Source organism: Embleya scabrispora DSM 41855 (assembly GCF_000372745.1).
Lineage (GTDB): Bacteria > Actinomycetota > Actinomycetes > Streptomycetales > Streptomycetaceae > Embleya > Embleya scabrispora.
Genome location: NZ_KB889596.1, coordinates 145,039 through 161,576, shown reverse-complemented (window position 1 = coordinate 161,576; position 16,538 = coordinate 145,039). Strand labels below are relative to the sequence as shown.

Annotated in this window: 16 protein-coding genes and 2 pseudogenes; 7 read left to right on the top strand and 11 right to left on the bottom strand. The window is 71.1% G+C overall.

Annotation, left to right across the window (positions count from 1 at the left end; genetic code table 11):
• Positions 1-33: 33 nt before the first annotated feature.
• Positions 34-1,026 carry an aldo/keto reductase gene (locus A3IC_RS0110360; RefSeq protein ID WP_026218095.1) on the bottom strand — a complete coding sequence of 331 codons (993 nt, stop codon included), beginning with the start codon at positions 1,024-1,026 and terminating at the stop codon, positions 34-36.
• Here A3IC_RS0110360 and A3IC_RS0110355 point away from each other — a divergent pair.
• The gene (locus A3IC_RS0110355; protein ID WP_020549988.1) at positions 1,025-1,378 is read left to right on the top strand and encodes a hypothetical protein; all 354 of its coding nucleotides are present in this window, start codon (positions 1,025-1,027) and stop codon (positions 1,376-1,378) included. The genes A3IC_RS0110360 and A3IC_RS0110355 overlap by 2 nt on opposite strands.
• Before the next feature lie 94 nt (positions 1,379-1,472).
• Here A3IC_RS0110355 and A3IC_RS0110350 read toward each other — a convergent pair whose 3' ends face one another.
• The 9 genes from A3IC_RS0110350 to A3IC_RS0110310 all read right to left on the bottom strand — a co-directional run bounded on the left by A3IC_RS0110350 (position 1,473) and on the right by A3IC_RS0110310 (position 11,196).
• Positions 1,473-2,615, bottom strand: coding sequence for a zinc-binding dehydrogenase (locus tag A3IC_RS0110350; RefSeq protein ID WP_020549987.1), 1,143 nt, complete (start codon positions 2,613-2,615; stop codon positions 1,473-1,475).
• Entirely contained in the window at positions 2,612-2,920 is a 309-nt protein-coding gene (locus A3IC_RS0110345) for a putative quinol monooxygenase (RefSeq protein WP_020549986.1), read from the bottom strand. Before A3IC_RS0110345 ends, A3IC_RS0110350 begins: the two co-directional genes overlap by 4 nt.
• Positions 2,917-3,600 carry a glycerol-3-phosphate responsive antiterminator gene (locus A3IC_RS0110340; protein ID WP_020549985.1) on the bottom strand — a complete coding sequence of 228 codons (684 nt, stop codon included), beginning with the start codon at positions 3,598-3,600 and terminating at the stop codon, positions 2,917-2,919. The genes A3IC_RS0110345 and A3IC_RS0110340 overlap by 4 nt, the downstream gene beginning before the upstream one ends.
• 28 nt (positions 3,601-3,628) lie before the next feature.
• Positions 3,629-5,170, bottom strand: coding sequence for an FAD-binding oxidoreductase (locus A3IC_RS0110335; RefSeq protein ID WP_020549984.1), 1,542 nt, complete (start codon positions 5,168-5,170; stop codon positions 3,629-3,631).
• A 70-nt stretch (positions 5,171-5,240) separates the two neighbouring features.
• On the bottom strand, positions 5,241-6,986 hold the full coding sequence (locus A3IC_RS0110330; protein ID WP_020549983.1) for a glycerol-3-phosphate dehydrogenase/oxidase: 1,746 nt from the start codon (positions 6,984-6,986) through the stop codon (positions 5,241-5,243).
• A 212-nt stretch (positions 6,987-7,198) separates the two neighbouring features.
• Positions 7,199-8,731 (bottom strand): FGGY family carbohydrate kinase, encoded by a 1,533-nt coding sequence (locus A3IC_RS0110325; RefSeq protein WP_020549982.1) that lies wholly within the window; start codon positions 8,729-8,731, stop codon positions 7,199-7,201.
• 66 nt (positions 8,732-8,797) lie between these two features.
• Positions 8,798-10,270 carry an MFS transporter gene (locus tag A3IC_RS0110320; protein WP_020549981.1) on the bottom strand — a complete coding sequence of 491 codons (1,473 nt, stop codon included), beginning with the start codon at positions 10,268-10,270 and terminating at the stop codon, positions 8,798-8,800.
• Between the two features lie 291 nt (positions 10,271-10,561).
• Positions 10,562-10,768, bottom strand: a complete 207-nt coding sequence (locus A3IC_RS0110315; RefSeq protein WP_020549980.1) for a hypothetical protein — start codon at positions 10,766-10,768, stop codon at positions 10,562-10,564.
• A 224-nt stretch (positions 10,769-10,992) separates the two neighbouring features.
• Positions 10,993-11,196, bottom strand: a complete 204-nt coding sequence (locus A3IC_RS0110310) for a hypothetical protein (protein ID WP_158695890.1) — start codon at positions 11,194-11,196, stop codon at positions 10,993-10,995.
• Positions 11,197-11,351: 155 nt separating this feature from the next.
• Between A3IC_RS0110310 and A3IC_RS73425 the strand changes: the two are divergent.
• The 4 genes and pseudogenes from A3IC_RS73425 to A3IC_RS0110295 form a co-directional block, all read left to right on the top strand.
• Positions 11,352-11,576 (top strand): annotated as a pseudogene (locus A3IC_RS73425) (helix-turn-helix domain-containing protein); the annotation flags it as partial.
• A 151-nt stretch (positions 11,577-11,727) separates the two neighbouring features.
• Positions 11,728-12,702 carry an NsdA family TPR-like regulatory protein gene (locus tag A3IC_RS70755; RefSeq protein WP_483782873.1) on the top strand — a complete coding sequence of 325 codons (975 nt, stop codon included), beginning with the start codon at positions 11,728-11,730 and terminating at the stop codon, positions 12,700-12,702.
• 16 nt (positions 12,703-12,718) lie between these two features.
• A complete protein-coding gene (locus A3IC_RS0110300; RefSeq protein ID WP_026218094.1) occupies positions 12,719-13,030 on the top strand; it encodes a 4a-hydroxytetrahydrobiopterin dehydratase in 312 nt (103 codons plus the stop codon).
• A gap of 167 nt (positions 13,031-13,197) precedes the next feature.
• Entirely contained in the window at positions 13,198-13,497 is a 300-nt protein-coding gene (locus A3IC_RS0110295) for a DUF6247 family protein (RefSeq protein WP_020549976.1), read from the top strand.
• A 177-nt stretch (positions 13,498-13,674) separates the two neighbouring features.
• Here the strand turns inward: A3IC_RS0110295 and A3IC_RS70750 are convergent.
• Positions 13,675-13,806 (bottom strand): annotated as a pseudogene (locus A3IC_RS70750) (DivIVA domain-containing protein); the annotation flags it as partial.
• A gap of 630 nt (positions 13,807-14,436) precedes the next feature.
• On the opposite strand from A3IC_RS70750, the gene A3IC_RS53535 reads away from it, so the two are divergent.
• The gene (locus A3IC_RS53535) at positions 14,437-15,624 is read left to right on the top strand and encodes a Dyp-type peroxidase (RefSeq protein ID WP_079026364.1); all 1,188 of its coding nucleotides are present in this window, start codon (positions 14,437-14,439) and stop codon (positions 15,622-15,624) included.
• Positions 15,625-15,713: 89 nt separating this feature from the next.
• The gene (locus tag A3IC_RS0110280; RefSeq protein ID WP_020549973.1) at positions 15,714-16,514 is read left to right on the top strand and encodes a family 1 encapsulin nanocompartment shell protein; all 801 of its coding nucleotides are present in this window, start codon (positions 15,714-15,716) and stop codon (positions 16,512-16,514) included.
• Positions 16,515-16,538 lie beyond the last annotated feature (24 nt).

Genomic DNA, 16,538 nt, shown 5'->3' with positions numbered 1-16,538 from the left:
GCGGCCGGCGGCGCTCCGACCGAAGCGCGGTGATCAGAGCGCGGCGCAGAGCCGGTCGATTTCGGCGATCTCCGCGGCGGTCAGATCCGGCTGCCCGACGGCGGACAGATTCTGCTCCAACTGTGCCACGCTGCTTGCCCCGACGATCACCGACACGACCCGCTCGTCGCGCAGGATCCAGGTCAGCGCGAGCTGCGCGAGGGTCTGTCCCCGGCCCTGGGCGAGCTTGTTCAGCGCGCGCAGCAGGGTCAGTCGCTCCTCGGTGAGCTCGTTCCGGGTGAGGAAGTGGCCCACCGCCATCCGCGAATCGGCGGGCACGCCGTCGAGGTAGCGGTCCGTCAACAGGCCCTGGGCCAGCGGCGAATAGGCGATCAGCGCGGTCCCGGTCTCGCCGACCGCGTCCAGCACGCCCTGCTCCGGCTCGCGATCCAGGATCGAGTACGCCGACTGGTTGAGCAGCACGGGCGTACCGAGGTCGCGCAGGATCTCGACCGCCCGGCGGTGTTCCTGCGGACCGTAGTTGGAGATGCCGGCGTACAGTGCGCGCCCGGAGCGAACGGCCGTGTCCAGCGCGCCCATCGTCTCTTCGAGCGGGGTCTCCGGGTCGTACCGGTGCGAGTAGAAGACGTCGACGTAGTCGAGCCCCATCCGGGCGAGCGACTGGTCCAGACTCGCGAGCAGGTACTTGCGCGAGCCACCGTTGCCGTACGGCCCCGGCCACATGTCCCAGCCGGCCTTGGACGCGATGAACATCTCGTCGCGGTACGGCCGGAAGTCGGCCCGATAGTGCACCCCGAAGTTCGCCTCGGCCGAGCCGTACGGCGGCCCGTAGTTGTTCGCCAGGTCGAAGTGCGTCACCCCGAGATCGAAGGCCCGCCGGAGCACCGCCCGCTGCACCTCCATGGGCTGGGTGTTCCCGAAGTTGTGCCACAACCCGAGCGAGACGGCGGGCAATTCGACCCCACTACGCCCGGCCCGGCGATAACGCATCGATTCGTAACGATCATCGGCAGCTGAGTGGATCATGCCCCCATCTTCGCCTGCCCCGGCCCGTCCTCGACACCCCGAGTGCTCGCGAAATCACATCCGCACCGAAAGCCTCGAGGTCGACGTCGCCGTCTTCGGCCGCGACGACCACGGCCGCGAATCCCTCCCGGCCATCGGCGAGGCCACGTGGAAGGCGCGGATGGGGCGAGCCCACCCGACCCGCCCGGAACGCATCCGCGAACTCCTCGCCGCCCGTGCCGGCCTCGACGCCACCCACACCCGCCTGCTCTGCTTCAGCGGCGACGGCTTCACCGACGACCTGCGCACGGCCGCCACCGACAACCCCGACCTCCGACTCGTCGACCCGGAACGCCTCTACAACGGATCCTGAGACCCATTGCCTCCGGATCGGTTCGTGTCCGAGGCGATATCGGCTTGTCGGGACCGGGGAGCCCGCGTCGTCGGTAGGTCCCTCGCCATCCCGCTCACCCCACCACGTCCGCCCCCGTCCGGATCACCTGCCTGATCGCCTCCCCGCTGGCCAGGGCCTCCATCGCCTCGTTGAGGTCGGTCAGTGGCACCGTCGCGGTGTGCAGGTGCTCGACCGGCATCAGGCCGGCGCGCCACAGCGCCAGGTAGCGCGGGATGTCCCGGCGCGGCACCGCGTCGCCCATGTACGAGCCGATCAGCGATTTGCCCTCGCCCGCGAAGGCCAACGCCGGTACCGCGTCCAGCGTGCGGCCGGGTGCGGGCAGACCGACCGAGACCACGCGACCGCCCCGGTCCACCGCGGCCAGGCAGTCCGCGACCACGGCCGCGCTGCCGACCGCCTCGATCGCGACGTCCGGGCCGCCGCCGGTGAGGTCGCGGATCGCGGTGACCGCGTCCGCCGGGTCGTACGCGTGTGAGGCACCCAGGCGCAGTGCCAGGTCGCGCTTGGCCGGCACCGGGTCGACGGCGACGATCGGGTACGCGCCTGCCGCCCGCGCGCCGAGCACTGCGGAGAGCCCGACCCCGCCGAGGCCGAACACCGCGACCGACTGACCGGGCCGGACCGCCGCCGTGTTGATCACGGCGCCCGCCCCGGTGAGCACCGCGCAGCCGAACATCGAGGCCACCGCGAACGGCACGTCGCGCGGGATCGGCACCACCGATTCCTGGGCCACCACCGCGAATTCGGCGAACGCGGAGACCCCGAGCTGGTGGTGCACCACATCGCCTGCGGCATCGCGCAACAGCGCGGGCCCGTGCAGCAGCCCGCCCGAGCCGTTGGCCGCGGCGGCGGCCGAGCACAGCGCCGGCCGGCCCTCGTCGCAGCGCGTGCAGTGACCGCAGCTGGGCACGAACACGAGCGCGACGTGTTCGCCCGGCGCGACCCGGTCCACGCCGGGCCCGATCGCCTCGACCACGCCGACCGCCTCGTGCCCCAGTGCCATCGGCAGCGGCCGGACCCGGTCGCCGTTGACCACCGACAGGTCGGAGTGGCACAGGCTCGCGGCGGCGATCCGGACCAGTACCTCGCCCTCGCGCGGGTCGCCGAGTTCGAGCTCCTCGATCGCGACCGGCCGGCTCCTCCCGTACGGACGCTCGTGCGATATTCCGCGCAGTACGGCTGCGTTGACCTTCACTGGGCGGCCTCGACCGCGGCCCGGGGGGTGAGCCGCACGACGTCCCGGCTCTCCAACAGCGGCACCACGCGGGCGAGCACGATGTCGCGGAAGTGTTCGGAGGCGCAGTGCGCGGTGAAGTCGGCCTCGGCCTCGTACTCCTCGTACAGCACGATCGTGCGCTCGTCCTCGACGCCCTGGTGCACCCGGTAGCCGCGACAGCCGGGTTCGGCCAGCGAACGTCGGGTCATCTCGTCGAGCAGCGCGAGGACCTGTTCCTGCGTGTCGGGGTTGGTGCGGTAGCGGGCGACGACGACATGACTCACGATGTGTTTCTCCTACTTGCCGATGAAACAGACGAAACAGAGGAAGACGAGGGGGACCCGAGTGCCGCGAGCCGGTCGCGGCGCAGGTCCCACAGCCGGGGGTCGGACGTGGCCACGGCGACCGCGCCGAGCGCGAGCGCGGCGGCCGCGTCCTCGGCGGTCTCCACGAAGCCGGCCGCGACGAACGGTGACATCGCGCGTTTGGCCTCGGGGGTCATCCGGGCCACGATCGGCGACGGCATGATCTCGACCAGGTCCGGGCCGCCGCGGGCGATGGCGTCGGTGCTGCGGCGCATGTTCGAGCGGTCGGTGACGAACACCTTCTGCATGGTCAGCAGCCCGAGCGGGCGACCCTTCTCCATCAGCGACAGCCGGGTGCTGACCATGCCGTGCGCACCCATCGTCTTGAGGAATTCCAGGGCGCCCTTGTCCTGGGCCAGCCCCGGGCAACTGTCCACGTTGACGAACACCGTCTTGGCCGCCCTGCCGAGCAGCTGCACGATGTTCGGCAGCTGCCCGACCGGGATGGACGCGAGGATGCACACCTCGGCCGGCGCGCCGAGGAAGTTCTGCAGGCGCTGGGGTCCGATGATCGAGGCGATCACCGGTACCTCGGCGAAGGCGGACGACAACACGGAGGACATCCGGGGAGCGCTCGCGGGGCGTTGACTGGCGTTCATGACCTACCTGCGCTGGGTCTCGGCCGCCTCACGCGTCGAAGCGGTTGGGAAGGCCCAGTTTGCCAGGATTGAGTATTCCGACCGGGTCCAGGGTCTCCTTGACCTTGACGAACGTGTCGAAGCCGGCGCCGAGCGCGGCCGACAGGTACGGGCCGCGCAGCAGGCCGCAGCCGTGGTGGTGGCTCAGCGCCGCACCCTGGCGGATCAGCACCTCGTTGGCCGCGTCCCACACCGCGCGGTACCACTCGCGCCGCTTGGGCCGGTCCACGTCGCCGCGCAGCGAGAAGTACACACAGGCCCCGTCGGTGTACGCGTGCGACTGGTGCGCGGACGCGGCCAGCGTGCCCGGCACCGACTGGATCGCCGCGACCACCTCGTCGTACACCTCGGCCAGGGCCGTCCACGACCCGGCGATCTCCAGCGTGTCGGCGACGAAGCCGGGGCCGGGGGTGAAGCCGTCGGAGGACTTGCCGACCAGCATCCGGTCCTTCAGCCAGCGCTCGAACACCGCGTCGCTGTCCAGTTCGGGACCGTACGCGAGGCAGACCTCCTCGCTGACCTTCAGCATCGCGTCGACCAGGATCGGGTCGCCCTCGTCCGCGATCAGCAGCAGGTTGGTCTCCGGGTGGTCGAAGTGCACCCCGCTCTCCAGCTTGTCGTACAGGCGCAGCACCGCCGGGGTCGCGCCGCGCTGCATGATCTTGCGGCACGCGTCCAGGCCCTCGGCGAAGGTCTCGAAGCCGAATGCGAGCGCCTTGGCGTAGGTGGGCAGCGGGTGCACCCGGATCCGGGCGGAGGTGATCACGCCGAGCGTGCCCTCCGAACCGATGAAGATCTGCCGCAGGTCGGGGCCGGTGGCGGCGCGCGGGTAGTCGCCGTAGGTGGCGCGCGTGCCGTCGGCGTGCACGACGTCGATGCCGACGACCATGTCCTCGATCTTGCCGTAGCGCGTGGAGAGTTGGCCGGCGCCGCGGCAGGCGATCCAGCCGCCGACCGTGGAGACGGCGAACGCGGACGGCCAGTGGCCGGTGGTGGCGCCGTAGGTCTCCTGGAGTTCCTTCTCGAACAGGTCGCCGAACATGCCCGCTTCGACGTCGACGACGAGCGATTCGGCGTCGAAGGAGAGGATGCGGTTCAGTCCGCACAGGTCGAGCACGACGCCGCCGTGTACGGGCAGGGCCGCGCCGGTGACGTTGCTGCGACCGGCGGAGGCGGTGACCGGGACGCCGGCCGCGTTGCAGATCCGCAGTACGGCGGCGACCTGGTCGGCGTCGATCACCTCGACCACGACCGCGTCCGGGGTGGCCGGGCGGCCGTCGGTCTCGCCGATCATGGTGCCGGCCCACCAGTCACGGGTGCGGGTGACCACGTCGGCGCGGTCGGTGTAAACAGCCTTGGCGACGCCGCGCAGGTCCGCGATCACCGACTCGGGGACCTCGACCACGGCGCCCTGGAGCGACGCGTCGCCGTCGCCGACCGGGGTGTTGCGGGCCCATTTGGGTGGGGTGGGCGCGCCCACGATGTAGTCGCCTCGGTTGAACGGGTTGGTGATGGTCTGCCTGCTGATCACTGCTGTACTCCTTCGGGTCCGGCGAGTCGTCGGGTGCGGCGGGTGCCGCGAGAGCTGTGCGTGCCGCGGGTCATGCGCGTTTCGCGGGCGCGGCGGTGCCGGCGGACGCCCTGGGGGCCTGGGGCATCGCGGGTGCCGCGGATGTTTCGGAGTCGCCGAGCAAAACCGCCTTCTCGTGCCGCACGGCCGCGAGGTAGTCCGTGACCTGCCGCTCGATCTGCGCCGCGGACAGGCCCAGTTCGGCGCCGAGCAGGCGACCCACCTCGGGCGCGGCGGCGGCCGACGCGTCGCGTGCGAACAGGCGCGAGCGGGTACGCCGGGAGAGCACGTCGTCCACCGAGCGGGCCAGCTCCGAGCGGGCCGCGTAGACCACCTCGGCCCGGATGTACGGCATGCCGGCCACCACCGGCTCGGCCAGCGTGGCGTCCTCGGCGAGCAGGTCGGAGACGAATCGGGCCTCGGTGCCGTAGCGCTCGCCCAGGTGCGCGGCCAGTCCGCCGGAGGCGGCCACCGCCTCGGCGTCGTAGCCGGCGCCGCCGATCAGCGGGAGGTTGGCGGTGCGGCTGCGGCCCTTGCGGCCGAGTACCTGCATCACCTTGTCGATCACCAGTTCGCCCATGTGCCGGCTGGTGGTGAGCTTGCCGCCGGTGACGGTGACCATGCCGCCGCGACCGACCGCGATGTGGTGGTCGCGGCTCATGTCGAGGGTGGCGCCCTCCTTCTTGCCGACCAGCGGACGCAGCCCGCCGATGCTGCCGACCACGTCGTCCGGGGTGAGCTTGCCCTCGAACGCGGTGTTGGCGCCGTCGAGCAGGAACTCCATCTCCGGGCGCGTGCAGTGCACGTCGTCGACGGAGCCGCGGTAGTCCTCGTCGGTGGTGCCCAGGACGACCGCGTCGCCCCAGCGCGTGCACGTCGCCCGCCGGGCCCGACCCGGGATGGGCACGGTGACCGTGCAGTCGATCCGGACCTTGCTCCACGGCACCACGATGTGCACGCCCTTGGCGGGCCGTACCTGCGGCTCGTGGCCGCTGTCGGCCATCCCGTCGACCGCGTCGCTCCACACGCCGGTGGCGTTGACCACGGCCGAGGCGCGTACGTCGAACCGCTCGCCGTCCACCTCGACCCGGGCCCCCGCCGCGCGACCGCGTTCGTCCAGGACCCGGTCCACCTTGGCGCCGTTGAGCACGGTGGCGCCGAGGGCCGCGGCGGTACGCACGATGGTCAGCACCAGTCGCGCGTCGTCGGCGCGGCCGTCGAAGTACATCAGCCCGCCCTTGAGGTGGTCCGCGCGCAAGGTGGGGGCGTGCGCGAGCACCTCGTCGACGGTCAGCCGCTGGTGCAGCTTGCCGATCCGCCAGCCGCCGACCAGGTCGTAGGTCCACAGCAGGCCCTCGAAGCCCTTGGCCAGCCGGGCGTCGAAGATGCCCTCCTTCTCCAGGATCGGGAACAGGAAGGGCAGCCGGTGCACCAGGTGCGGTGCGTTCTTGCGGAAGCGGTGCCGCTCCAGCAGCGAGTGCCGGACCAGGTTGACGTTGCCCTGCTCGATGTAGCGCAGGCCGCCGTGCACCATCTTGGACGACTTGGAGGAGGTACCCGAGGCGAAGTCGTCCTTCTCCACCAGGGCCACGTCCAGACCACGCGAGGCCGCGTCGAGTGCGGCGTACGCGCCGGTGACGCCGCCGCCGATCACGAGCACGTCGAACACGTGGTCCGCCAGCCGGCGCTTGGCCCGGCTCCGGTCGAGAAGCAGCGGCTTCCCTCTCGTGGCCGCCGCTGACGCACGCCGAGGCTTGCGGGCGGGCAAGGTGATCACAACATCAACTCCTGGGATCTGTCCGGCGGTTCGATGACCGGACCGCCGGGTGGTACGTGGTGCGGGTGGCCTTGCGGCCGGCCGGGGGTGAATGGCCCGGGGGCGGCCACCCGGGTCGGCCGCCCGGGTCTCGGGTGGCCTCGGGCGGGTGGCCTCGGGCCGACCGCGCCGCGGGTGGTCGCGCGGCCGGCCGAATGGCGCGGGCCCGCGCCTCAGTCGAGGTGCGGCGCGAGCACGGTCCGCCACGCGGCCCGCTGTTCCTCGCGTTGTTCGGGGGTGGTGGTCGGTGCGAAGACCCGGCCGCGCGGTTGCGCCTCGACCACCTCTTCGAGCGAGGACCACAGGCCCTCGCGGACGCCGGCCAGATAGGCGGTGCCGCGCAGGCTCGCGGTCGCCGAGTCCGCGGCGCGCTCCAGCGGCAGGCCGACGATGTCCGCCTGGATCTGCATCAGCGTGTCGCTGCCGGCCACGCCGCCGCCCACTCGCAACCGCCCGAACGGCGCGCGCATGGTCTCGGCGACGCCGTCGATCAGGTCGCATACGGAGTGCGCGATCCCGTCCAACACGGCGCGGGCCACATCGGCCCGGGTGGTGGCCAGGGTCAGGCCGCTGAGCGCGGCCTGCGCCTCGGGCCGCCACGCGGGGGTGCGGATACCGGCCAGCGCGGGCACGAACCACTCGCGCCGACCCGACCCGACCTGCCCCCGCGCCCGGGCGGCGAGTTCGCCGATCTCCGCGGGTGAGGCGAAGAAGCCCAGGTCGTCACACAACCAGCGCAGTGCGGACCCGGTGGTGGAGCAGTACGCCTCCAGGCTGAAGTGCGTGGTCTCGCCCTGGCGCCAACCGGGCTGGGCCAGGACACCGGTCACGCCCGGGATCGGCAGCGCGGGGGTGTCCCCGGTGGCCGCGTCCACGAACGTGCCGGTGCCGTACACGCACATCCCCTGCCCGGCGGCCAGCCCGCCCAGCGCGATCAGCGCCGCGTGCTGGTCGCCCATGACCGCAGCCAACGGCAGGTCCACACCCAGGAGTTCGGGATCGATGCGGCCGTAGCCGAGGTCGTCGTCGGCGAACAGATCGGGCAACAGGTCGAGTGGACAACCCAGTTGCCCGATCCACTCGCGATCCCAGGCGTGTTCGCGGAGCAGGTAGGCGCCGACCGAACCGGCGTTGCTCGCCGAGACGGCGTGCGCGGCCCCGCCGGTGAACTTCCAGGCCAGCCAGGTGTCCACGGTGCCGAACAGCAGCGTCCCGGCCGCGTGGGCCGCGGCCACCTCGGGCTGCTCGGCGATCTGCCGGGCGGCCCACAGGAACGGCGCCCTGCTGCCCACCGGCCGACCGAGCCGGGCGGTGAGCCGCTCGTCCCACTCGGCCTCGTAGGCGAGCAGGTCCCGGGCGTACCGCCGGTCCTGCCACACACAGGCCGGCACCAGCGGCCGGCCGGTGCGCCGATCCCACAACATCGCGGTGGCCCGCTGGGTGGACAGCGCGAGTGCGGTGATCTCGACGTCGTTCGCGCGCGCCCAGGCCAGCGCCTCGCGACAGACGGTCAACGTGGCCGTCCAGATCTCCACCGGGTCCTGTTCGACCGAGTGTTCGTCGGGATGCCGCACCGCGATCTGCCGGTACGCCACGTGGCCCACCGTCCCGGAGTCCAGCACGACTCCGGCCCGGGTCCCCGTGGTGCCCTCGTCCACGGACAGGATGCCGAGGCGCCGTCCGGGAGCGTGCAACGTCTTCGTCATCACAGCCCTTTCGGTCCGAATAATCCGATTCCAAGCTCCGCGTGAGTCTTTCGCGGGAGGTCTCCGTCAGCGGGTGACCAGCGCGGGATTCGCGGGATTCGCCGGATTCGCGGGTTGTTCGGTGAGCATCGGCACGTCCGGGTCCTCGTCGGGCGAGACGGCCCGGGTCGGGTCCCACTTGATCGCCACGCAGGTGAGCAGGCCCAGCAGCGGGACGATCGCCAGGACCAGGAACGTCTTGTCCAGGCCGATGCCGTCCTTGATCTGCGGGAACAGGTACAGCCCCGCCACGCTGCCGAAGCTGCCGATCATCCCGGTGATGCCGGTGCCCAGCGTGCGCACCTCACTGCGGTAGGACAGCGCGGCGATCGACTTGCCGTTCGCGCCCGGGCCGGCCGAGTGACAGAAGATGAACAGCGCCGGGAGGATGAACGCGATCCAGGTCGGCACCCGGTCGAAGGTCAGGCCCATCCCGACCAGCATCACGAACACGCCGCCGAAGCCGAGCGCCGAACTGATCCGCAGGCCGAGCCTGCGGGCGAAGTACGCGGAGAGGATGCCGCCGACGATGCCGAAGGCGTTGAACACCATCGAGCCGATGGTGGCCTTCTCGAAGCTGTTGCCGAAGATCGCCAGGCTGATCACCGGCAGGTACCAGCCGACCGCGAAGTACTGCATGGACTGGCAGAGCGAGATGGCCGAGGACAGCAGGGTGCGGGGCAGATACTTGCCGCGGAACAGGATCCCGGCCTGCTTCATGCCCACGTTCGGCGGCACCTCGTCCGCGTCCGCGTCGTCGCGCACGGCTCCGGCGGCGGCCGACTTGGCGGCGACGGCCTCGATCCCGTAGATCCGGTGCAGGTTGCGCACCGCATCCTCCAAGCGACCCTTGGTGGCCAGCCAGGTGGGGCTCTCCACGAGGAAGGCCCACTGGAGCAGGAACAGGGACAGCGCGATCACCCCGGCCGAGCCGACCGACCAGCGCCAGATGTCCGCGCCGACGTCGAACTTGAAGCAGATCAGGGTGAGCAGCAGGTTGCCGGTGGTGGCGATGTACCAGATGCCCTGCCACAGATTGAGCCGCCCGCGCAGCGACTTGGGGGTGTACTCGGCGAGCAGCGCCATCGCCACCGCGAAGTCGACGCCGTAGGCCATGCCGACCAGGACTCGGCCGATCCACACCACGGTGAAGTCGTCCGCGGTGGCCGCGATCACCGCGCCGGCCAGCGCGAACAGCTTGGCCATCAGCAGTGGGGGCACCCGCCCGATCCGGGTGGCCAGCCACCCGCCGATCGGGTTGAACAGGATTGCGAGCGCTGGCGCGGTGGCGGTGAGGATGGAAACCTGCGTAGTGCTCAGGTCCATCTGCTTCGTCATCGGGGCGAGCCCGGCGCCGAGCGCGGCGTTGGAGTACGCGTCGAGGAAAAGGCCCCCGAACACGAGGAACCAGATGACCTTGGCCCGACCGGAGATTCTCCCCAGTCGGTCGATGAGCGCGACGACGTCCTTGACGCCTCTGACGCTCTGCTGCTGTGCCATGTACCCGTCCTCGGAAAAAGGAAGGACCGGTCGGCGACACGCGAGCGCTAACGCGTAGGAGGGCACAGCGAAGCCACCGACAGGTGGTCTTCGTCTGTTCCTGCCAAAGAATGATCTGGACCTTATGAGGGACATTTGGGGGTGTCAAGGGTCCTGATCGGGATGAACCCGGCTCGCACCCCCGCTGATCTGCCTTATCCGTCCGTCAAGGTTGATGGGTGTTGGTCAAGGCTCAGCGTGTTGGTGTGGCCGGCCCCGCCGGTGTGGCACCGCTTGGTTTGGGGGCGGTTGTCATACCGGCCGTGTGGGCGGGCCGCCCTCGTACATCTCGTCGGCGGGTGCGGTCACCGTCTCGGTGGTTCGGATTCCGTGTTCGTATTCGACCATCCACCGGGTGCCGTCGTGCCAGATCTCGGTGATGGTGCCGAGGTGGTGGTTGCGGGGGCCGAGCTTGCGCCAGAGGTGGTCGCCGATCGACCACGGGGGTGTGCTGGACATGGGGTCTCCGGAGGATGTGGGTGGTGGTTTCGCCCGGGCCGGTGTGCGGGGGTCATCGGGCACCAGGCCGGGCGAGGGGGGTGGGCCCGGCGGCGTCGCGGTCACCGCCGGGCCGGGTCGCCCGCTGTTCACGACGGACGACCGGGGCCGGGCCGGCGACGCGCACATTCGCCGCCGGGCCGGAGCCGCCCGCGGGGATGGAGGCGGGCGGCGACGGGCGGTGGTCAGCCGCCCGAGTTCGAGATGCGGCCGATCCCTGTCGGCGGCGCCGTGCGCACCAGGCACATCCGGGCCTCGTGCACGAGCACGGTCAACTCGGCGCGCGACACGTCCAGATCGGGCCGGCCGGGCAGCGAGACGCGGTGTGGACGCTCCGAGTCACCCGAATCGGTGACGCTTACCTGGACGAGGATCTCGCTCCGTGGCACAGGGACCGCCTCCATTCCGTCGTGCGCCCCCGACGCAGATCACCGAGGGTGTGTACTGGGAACCAGCTTGTGACCATTCAGCGGGGACTACCCCTTCGATGTCCACGGTCTGATCCGGACGCCGGGGTTGTCCGCTTCACGAGGACGAGGCCGACATGCCGTACCCCCTCCGCCCCCTCGACGGCTCCCGATCGCCACGGCATCACCTCGGTGCCGAACTGCGGCACTGGCGCAAGCGCGCTCGGCTCACGCAGGACGCCATTGGTGCATCGGTGCACGTCAGCGGCGATCTGATCGGCAAGATCGAGAAGGCGGAGCGACGCTGCGACGGGGATCTCGCCGCGCGTCTGGACGCCGCACTCGACACCGGCGGCGTCCTCGTCCGGGCCTGGCGCCTGGCCGACGAAGCGGACAGACAAGCCGCTGAAGCGGACAATCGACCGCCGCCGGCGCTGTCGTCGCTGAGTCTGGAGCAGCTATCCATCGCCGCCCCAGACAGGACCACTGTGCTCCGCAGGGACTTCATCGCTGGTGCCGCCGCCATCACCGGCACCGCGTCCACATTCGCGCCGCCCCCCGCCCCAGCGCGCGCCGGCATCACGCCGGCCCGTCGACCCCGCGCTCGTCCATTATTTCCGCGAGCAACTCCAGGGCCACTACTGGGCGGACATGCTGCTGGGCCCACACCAGCTCGTCGCCACGGTCACCGCCCAGCACCAGCTCATCTGCGAACTGTCCACGCAGGCGGCGGGCGAACTCCGGCGCGACCTTTTGCGGGTCGGCGCCGCCTACGCCGCGCTCCTCGGCTGGCTCCACCAGGACGCCGGCGACCATGCCTCCTCGATCCGGTGGCGCGACATCACCCTCGACATGGCCCACCGATCCCGCGACCACCAGCTCGTCGGGTACGCCCTCGCGAACAAGGCGTCCCTCTGCGTCGATATAGGGGATGGTTCCGGCGCTGTCGACCTCGCGGACGCGGCCCTCGCCGACCCGCGAGCCCTCGCCCCGAAGGTCCGCGTGATCGCCTCCGTCCACGGCGCGCACGGCCGATCCCTCGCAGGCGACCGCGCAGGCGTCGACGCCCTTCTCGGTGAAGCCCAGCAACTCGTCGAGCGAATCGACGACGACCTACCCTGGGGCGACGCCTGCCGCCGCACCCCCGGATACATCGACGTCCAACGCGCCACCTGCTACGGCCGCATGCACGACCCCGACGCCATCCGCGAGGCCGACCGCGTCTGGACACGGGTGCTCGCCGCGATGCCCGACACACACCGCCGGGACGTTGCCGTATTCCAGGCTCGGCACGCTGCCGTTGCCGCAGCAGCCGGCGAGCCCGAGCGCGCCCTGTACCTCGCCGGGCGGGCGACGCTGGTCGGCACCAGCACCGGATCCGCGCGCACCCGTGGGGAGTTGGCGATGCTCCGCACCCGGATGCAGCCCTGGTCCGACCACGCATACGGGCGCGACCTCGGCGAGCTGCTGGCTACGATCGGCCTCTGACGACATGGGGGTGGACATGGCACTCACGCCACTGACCGACGACCAGATCACCAAGCTTCTCGCCGAACTGCCCGGCTGGCAACGAGTCGGGGACGCGATCGAGCGGACCTACACGCAGGCGTACCACGAGACCTTGCACCTGGCGATGTACGTCGGCGCCAAAGCCCGGGAGATCCGGCACCACCCCGACATCCACATCACGTGGCAGCGAATTCGGTTCTCGATCACCACGCACGACGCCGGCAACAAGCTGACGGACCGCGACTTCGTGCTGGCCCGGTGGATCGACTCGATCGCCGAGGGCCACGGAGCGACACCGATCGACTGACCGGCCGTAGCATCGACGCACCCAGCGGCTGCCGGGCCGGAACCGAGCGACCGGATCCTTCACTTCGTCGCGGTGGTCTCCGGAGCCGCGGGGCGCGCGCTCGGTCGCGTGCACCACCCGAGGGCGCCGGTTACCGACGACCACCGCCGCGGTGCCACGCTGTTCCCATGGACGAGACCACCGACCCCCGCTGGCCACAGCGCACCATCGGCTTCGGCGGCCCCGAACACGCGACGCCCGCCGAGCTGCGCGCCGAGCTGCCCGACGACTTGCGGATGGATTTCGAGGAGGAGTATCAGGATGCCCTCGCCGAAGCCAACGCCAACGGCAACCTGCTGCCACTCGCGGAAATGCTTCCCGGATGGCAGGGCAAACTCGCACGCCACCGCGCGACCCACTCCGAGCCGGAACAGCCCAGCCGCCGGCTCGACATCGGTCCAGCCGGCGACCACACGGGTGCACGGTAAGGGCTGATCCCCACGTCCGCGTTCGTGCCTCGGCCCGTTTTCGCGTTCGCCCCCCCATGGGCCGTCGGCGCCCCGGTTACCCCTCGCGTCCACGCCCGTGGTTCGCCCGCCTCCCGGTCACGTCTCGCGTCCGAGCCCCCGTGGCCCACCCGAGCCCCACGCCCCGCCGCGGGCTGCGAGTCGGGCCTCGATCTCGTCGAGTGCGGCGTCGACCTCGTCCTCGTCGTAGCCCGTGCGCAGCCGCACGGTGGCGAACCGTTGCTCGCGCACCCGAGCCGGCGTCAGCGGTACCGCGGCCGTGCCGTCCAGGCTGCTGCGCACCAACGCCAGGAACGCGTCCACGTCGGCGATCGCGTACCCCTCACGCAGCCGCGTCCGAGTGAAATCCCACTGCATTCCCGCCCCCAAGTACTCGCTGCCCCATCCACTCGACCCCGTTCGCGAAGGCTACAACCGCCCCGTCGCCGCCACTCGCGCAACGGACGGCGAGATCATCGCGGCGGTAAAGGCTCGGCCGGATCAGGTTTGCCGGCCACATGATCGGTCGATGGTGCAGTGGGTGGTGAGTGACGGCGACATCGCGGCCCGGTGCGGCATGCGCGTACGGGGCTTCGTCGTGCCCACCGACCGGTACGTCCGACTCGACACCGAGCCCGAGCGGGCAGTCGACCCGTCGGCCCGCATGACGATCGCGGGCCCATACACAGCGAACTCGGGGCGTGGGCGGCGCGGATGGGTGCGCTCACCTCCACCGACATCACGGGCACCACCGGCGCCACCGGGCTCGGCAGCCTGATCACCGGACGGACCCGCGAGCCCATCAGGGCCTGCCGCCGGGGCCGCCGATCATCGGCCCGTCAGCCGTCAGCCGTCAGCCGTCAGCCGTCAGCCGTCAGCCGTCAGCCGTCACCCGTCACCATCGGCGAGGAGCCACGCATCATGACCCAGCCGCGGAAAGCCGCTCCGCCCCAGCCACAAGCGATCCTGGGCCCGCCGGCCAAGACGGCGATGTTCGTCGTCCTGACCATCGACGCCGGCGCCGAGGCCGAGGACACCGTGCGGGACTTCCTGGCCGACCTGGCCGGACTGCGCCGATCGGTGGGCTTCCGGATCCCGGACGGCGACCTGCGGTGCGTGGTCGGCATCGGTTCGCACGCGTGGGACCGGTTGTTCGCGGGGCCGCGCCCGGCGGAACTGCACCCGTTCCGGGAGTTGGTGGGCGCCAAGCACCGCGCGGTGTCCACGCCGGGCGACCTGCTCCTGCACCTGCGGGCGGGGACGATGGACCTGTGCTTCGAGTTGGCCTCCGTGATCACGGATCGACTGGCCGGCGCGGCGACGGTGGTCGACGAGGTGCACGGTTTCAAGTACTTCGACCAGCGCGACCTGATGGGCTTCGTCGACGGTACGGAGAACCCGGAAGGGCAGGACGCGCTCGCGGCGATCACGATCACAGCCGAGGACGACCCGGACTTCGCCGGCGCCGGCTATGTGATCGTGCAGAAGTACCTGCACGACATGCGCGCGTGGAACGCGCTGCCGGTGGAGGAGCAGGAGAGGGTGATCGGTCGGACCAAGCTCTCCGACCTCGAACTGCCCGACGAGATCAAGCCGATCGACTCGCACGTCGCGTTGAACACGATCACCGATCCGGACGGTACCGAGCGCGACATCCTGCGCGACAACATGCCGTTCGGGACGGTCGGCAGGGGCGAGTTCGGCACCTACTTCATCGGCTACTCCGGCACCCCGAGCGTCACCGAACAGATGTTGCGGAACATGTTCATCGGCAAGCCCGCGGGCACCTACGACCGGATCCTGGACTTCTCGACGGCGATCACGGGTGGGTTGTTCTTCGTGCCGACTGCGAATTTCCTGGCGGACCTGCCGGAAGCCCCGACCGAAGCACGCGCGGCGTCGGTCGGTTCGGGCGGTTCGGGTGGTGTGGCGGAGCCTGAGAAACCGGAGCCGGTACGGCTGCCCGCGCGGACCCCGGCCGGGCTCGCGTCCCCGGCCGTTCCCGCCGCCGCGCACTCCGCCGACGGATCGCTCGGCATCGGCGGCCTCGGTGCGGCGGCCGGTGCCGGTGCCGAGTCGGTTTCCGATACCGAGTCGGGCCCCGCCTAGCCTCGCCGGTCCGACTCCACCCCGCCATTCGACCAACGCCACCTCGTGTACCGCCGTATCGACCTCGAATGAAACAGGAGCGCCACTCCATGAACAACCTGCACCGGGAACTCGCCCCCATCTCCGACGCCGCCTGGACGGACCTGGAGGACGAGGCCAGACGAACCTTCAAGCGGCACGTCGCGGGCCGCCGGGTCGTGGACGTGGAAGGTCCGGACGGCAGCGAGACGGCCGGAGTGGGGACCGGTCACCTGACCGACCTCGCGCCGCCGGCCGACGGAGTGCGGGCGCGCAGCCGGGACTTCCGTCCGTTGATCGAACTGCGCGTGCCGTTCACCGTGGCCCGCGGCGCGGTCGACGCGGTCGAGCGCGGTGCCAAGGACGCGGACTGGCAGCCGGTCAAGGACGCCGCGCGCAAGATGGCGTTCACCGAGGACCGGTTGATCTTCGAGGGCTATGCGGCGGCCTCGATCGAGGGCATCAGGGCGGCGTCCACCAACGCGCCGGTGACGCTGCCGGCGGACGTGCGGGACTACCCCGACGCGGTCAGCCGCGCGCTCACCGAACTGCGCCTGGCGGGCGTCAACGGCGCATACCAGTTGGTGCTGGGGTCGGAGGCATACACCGCGGTCAACGAGGCGGCCGATCACGGCTACCCGATCCGGCAGCACCTGACCCGGATCCTGGGCGGCGAGCCGATCTGGGCGCCCGCGATCGACGGCGCGTTCGTGCTGTCCACCCGAGGCGGCGACTACGAGCTGCGACTGGGGCAGGACCTGTCGATCGGCTACCTGTCGCACGACGAGGACAACGTGCGCCTGTACTTCCAGGAAACGCTGACCTTCCTGATGTACACGGGCGAGGCGGCGATCGGGTTCGCTCGGCCATAAGCGCTTCTGCCGCGGTCGACGGGG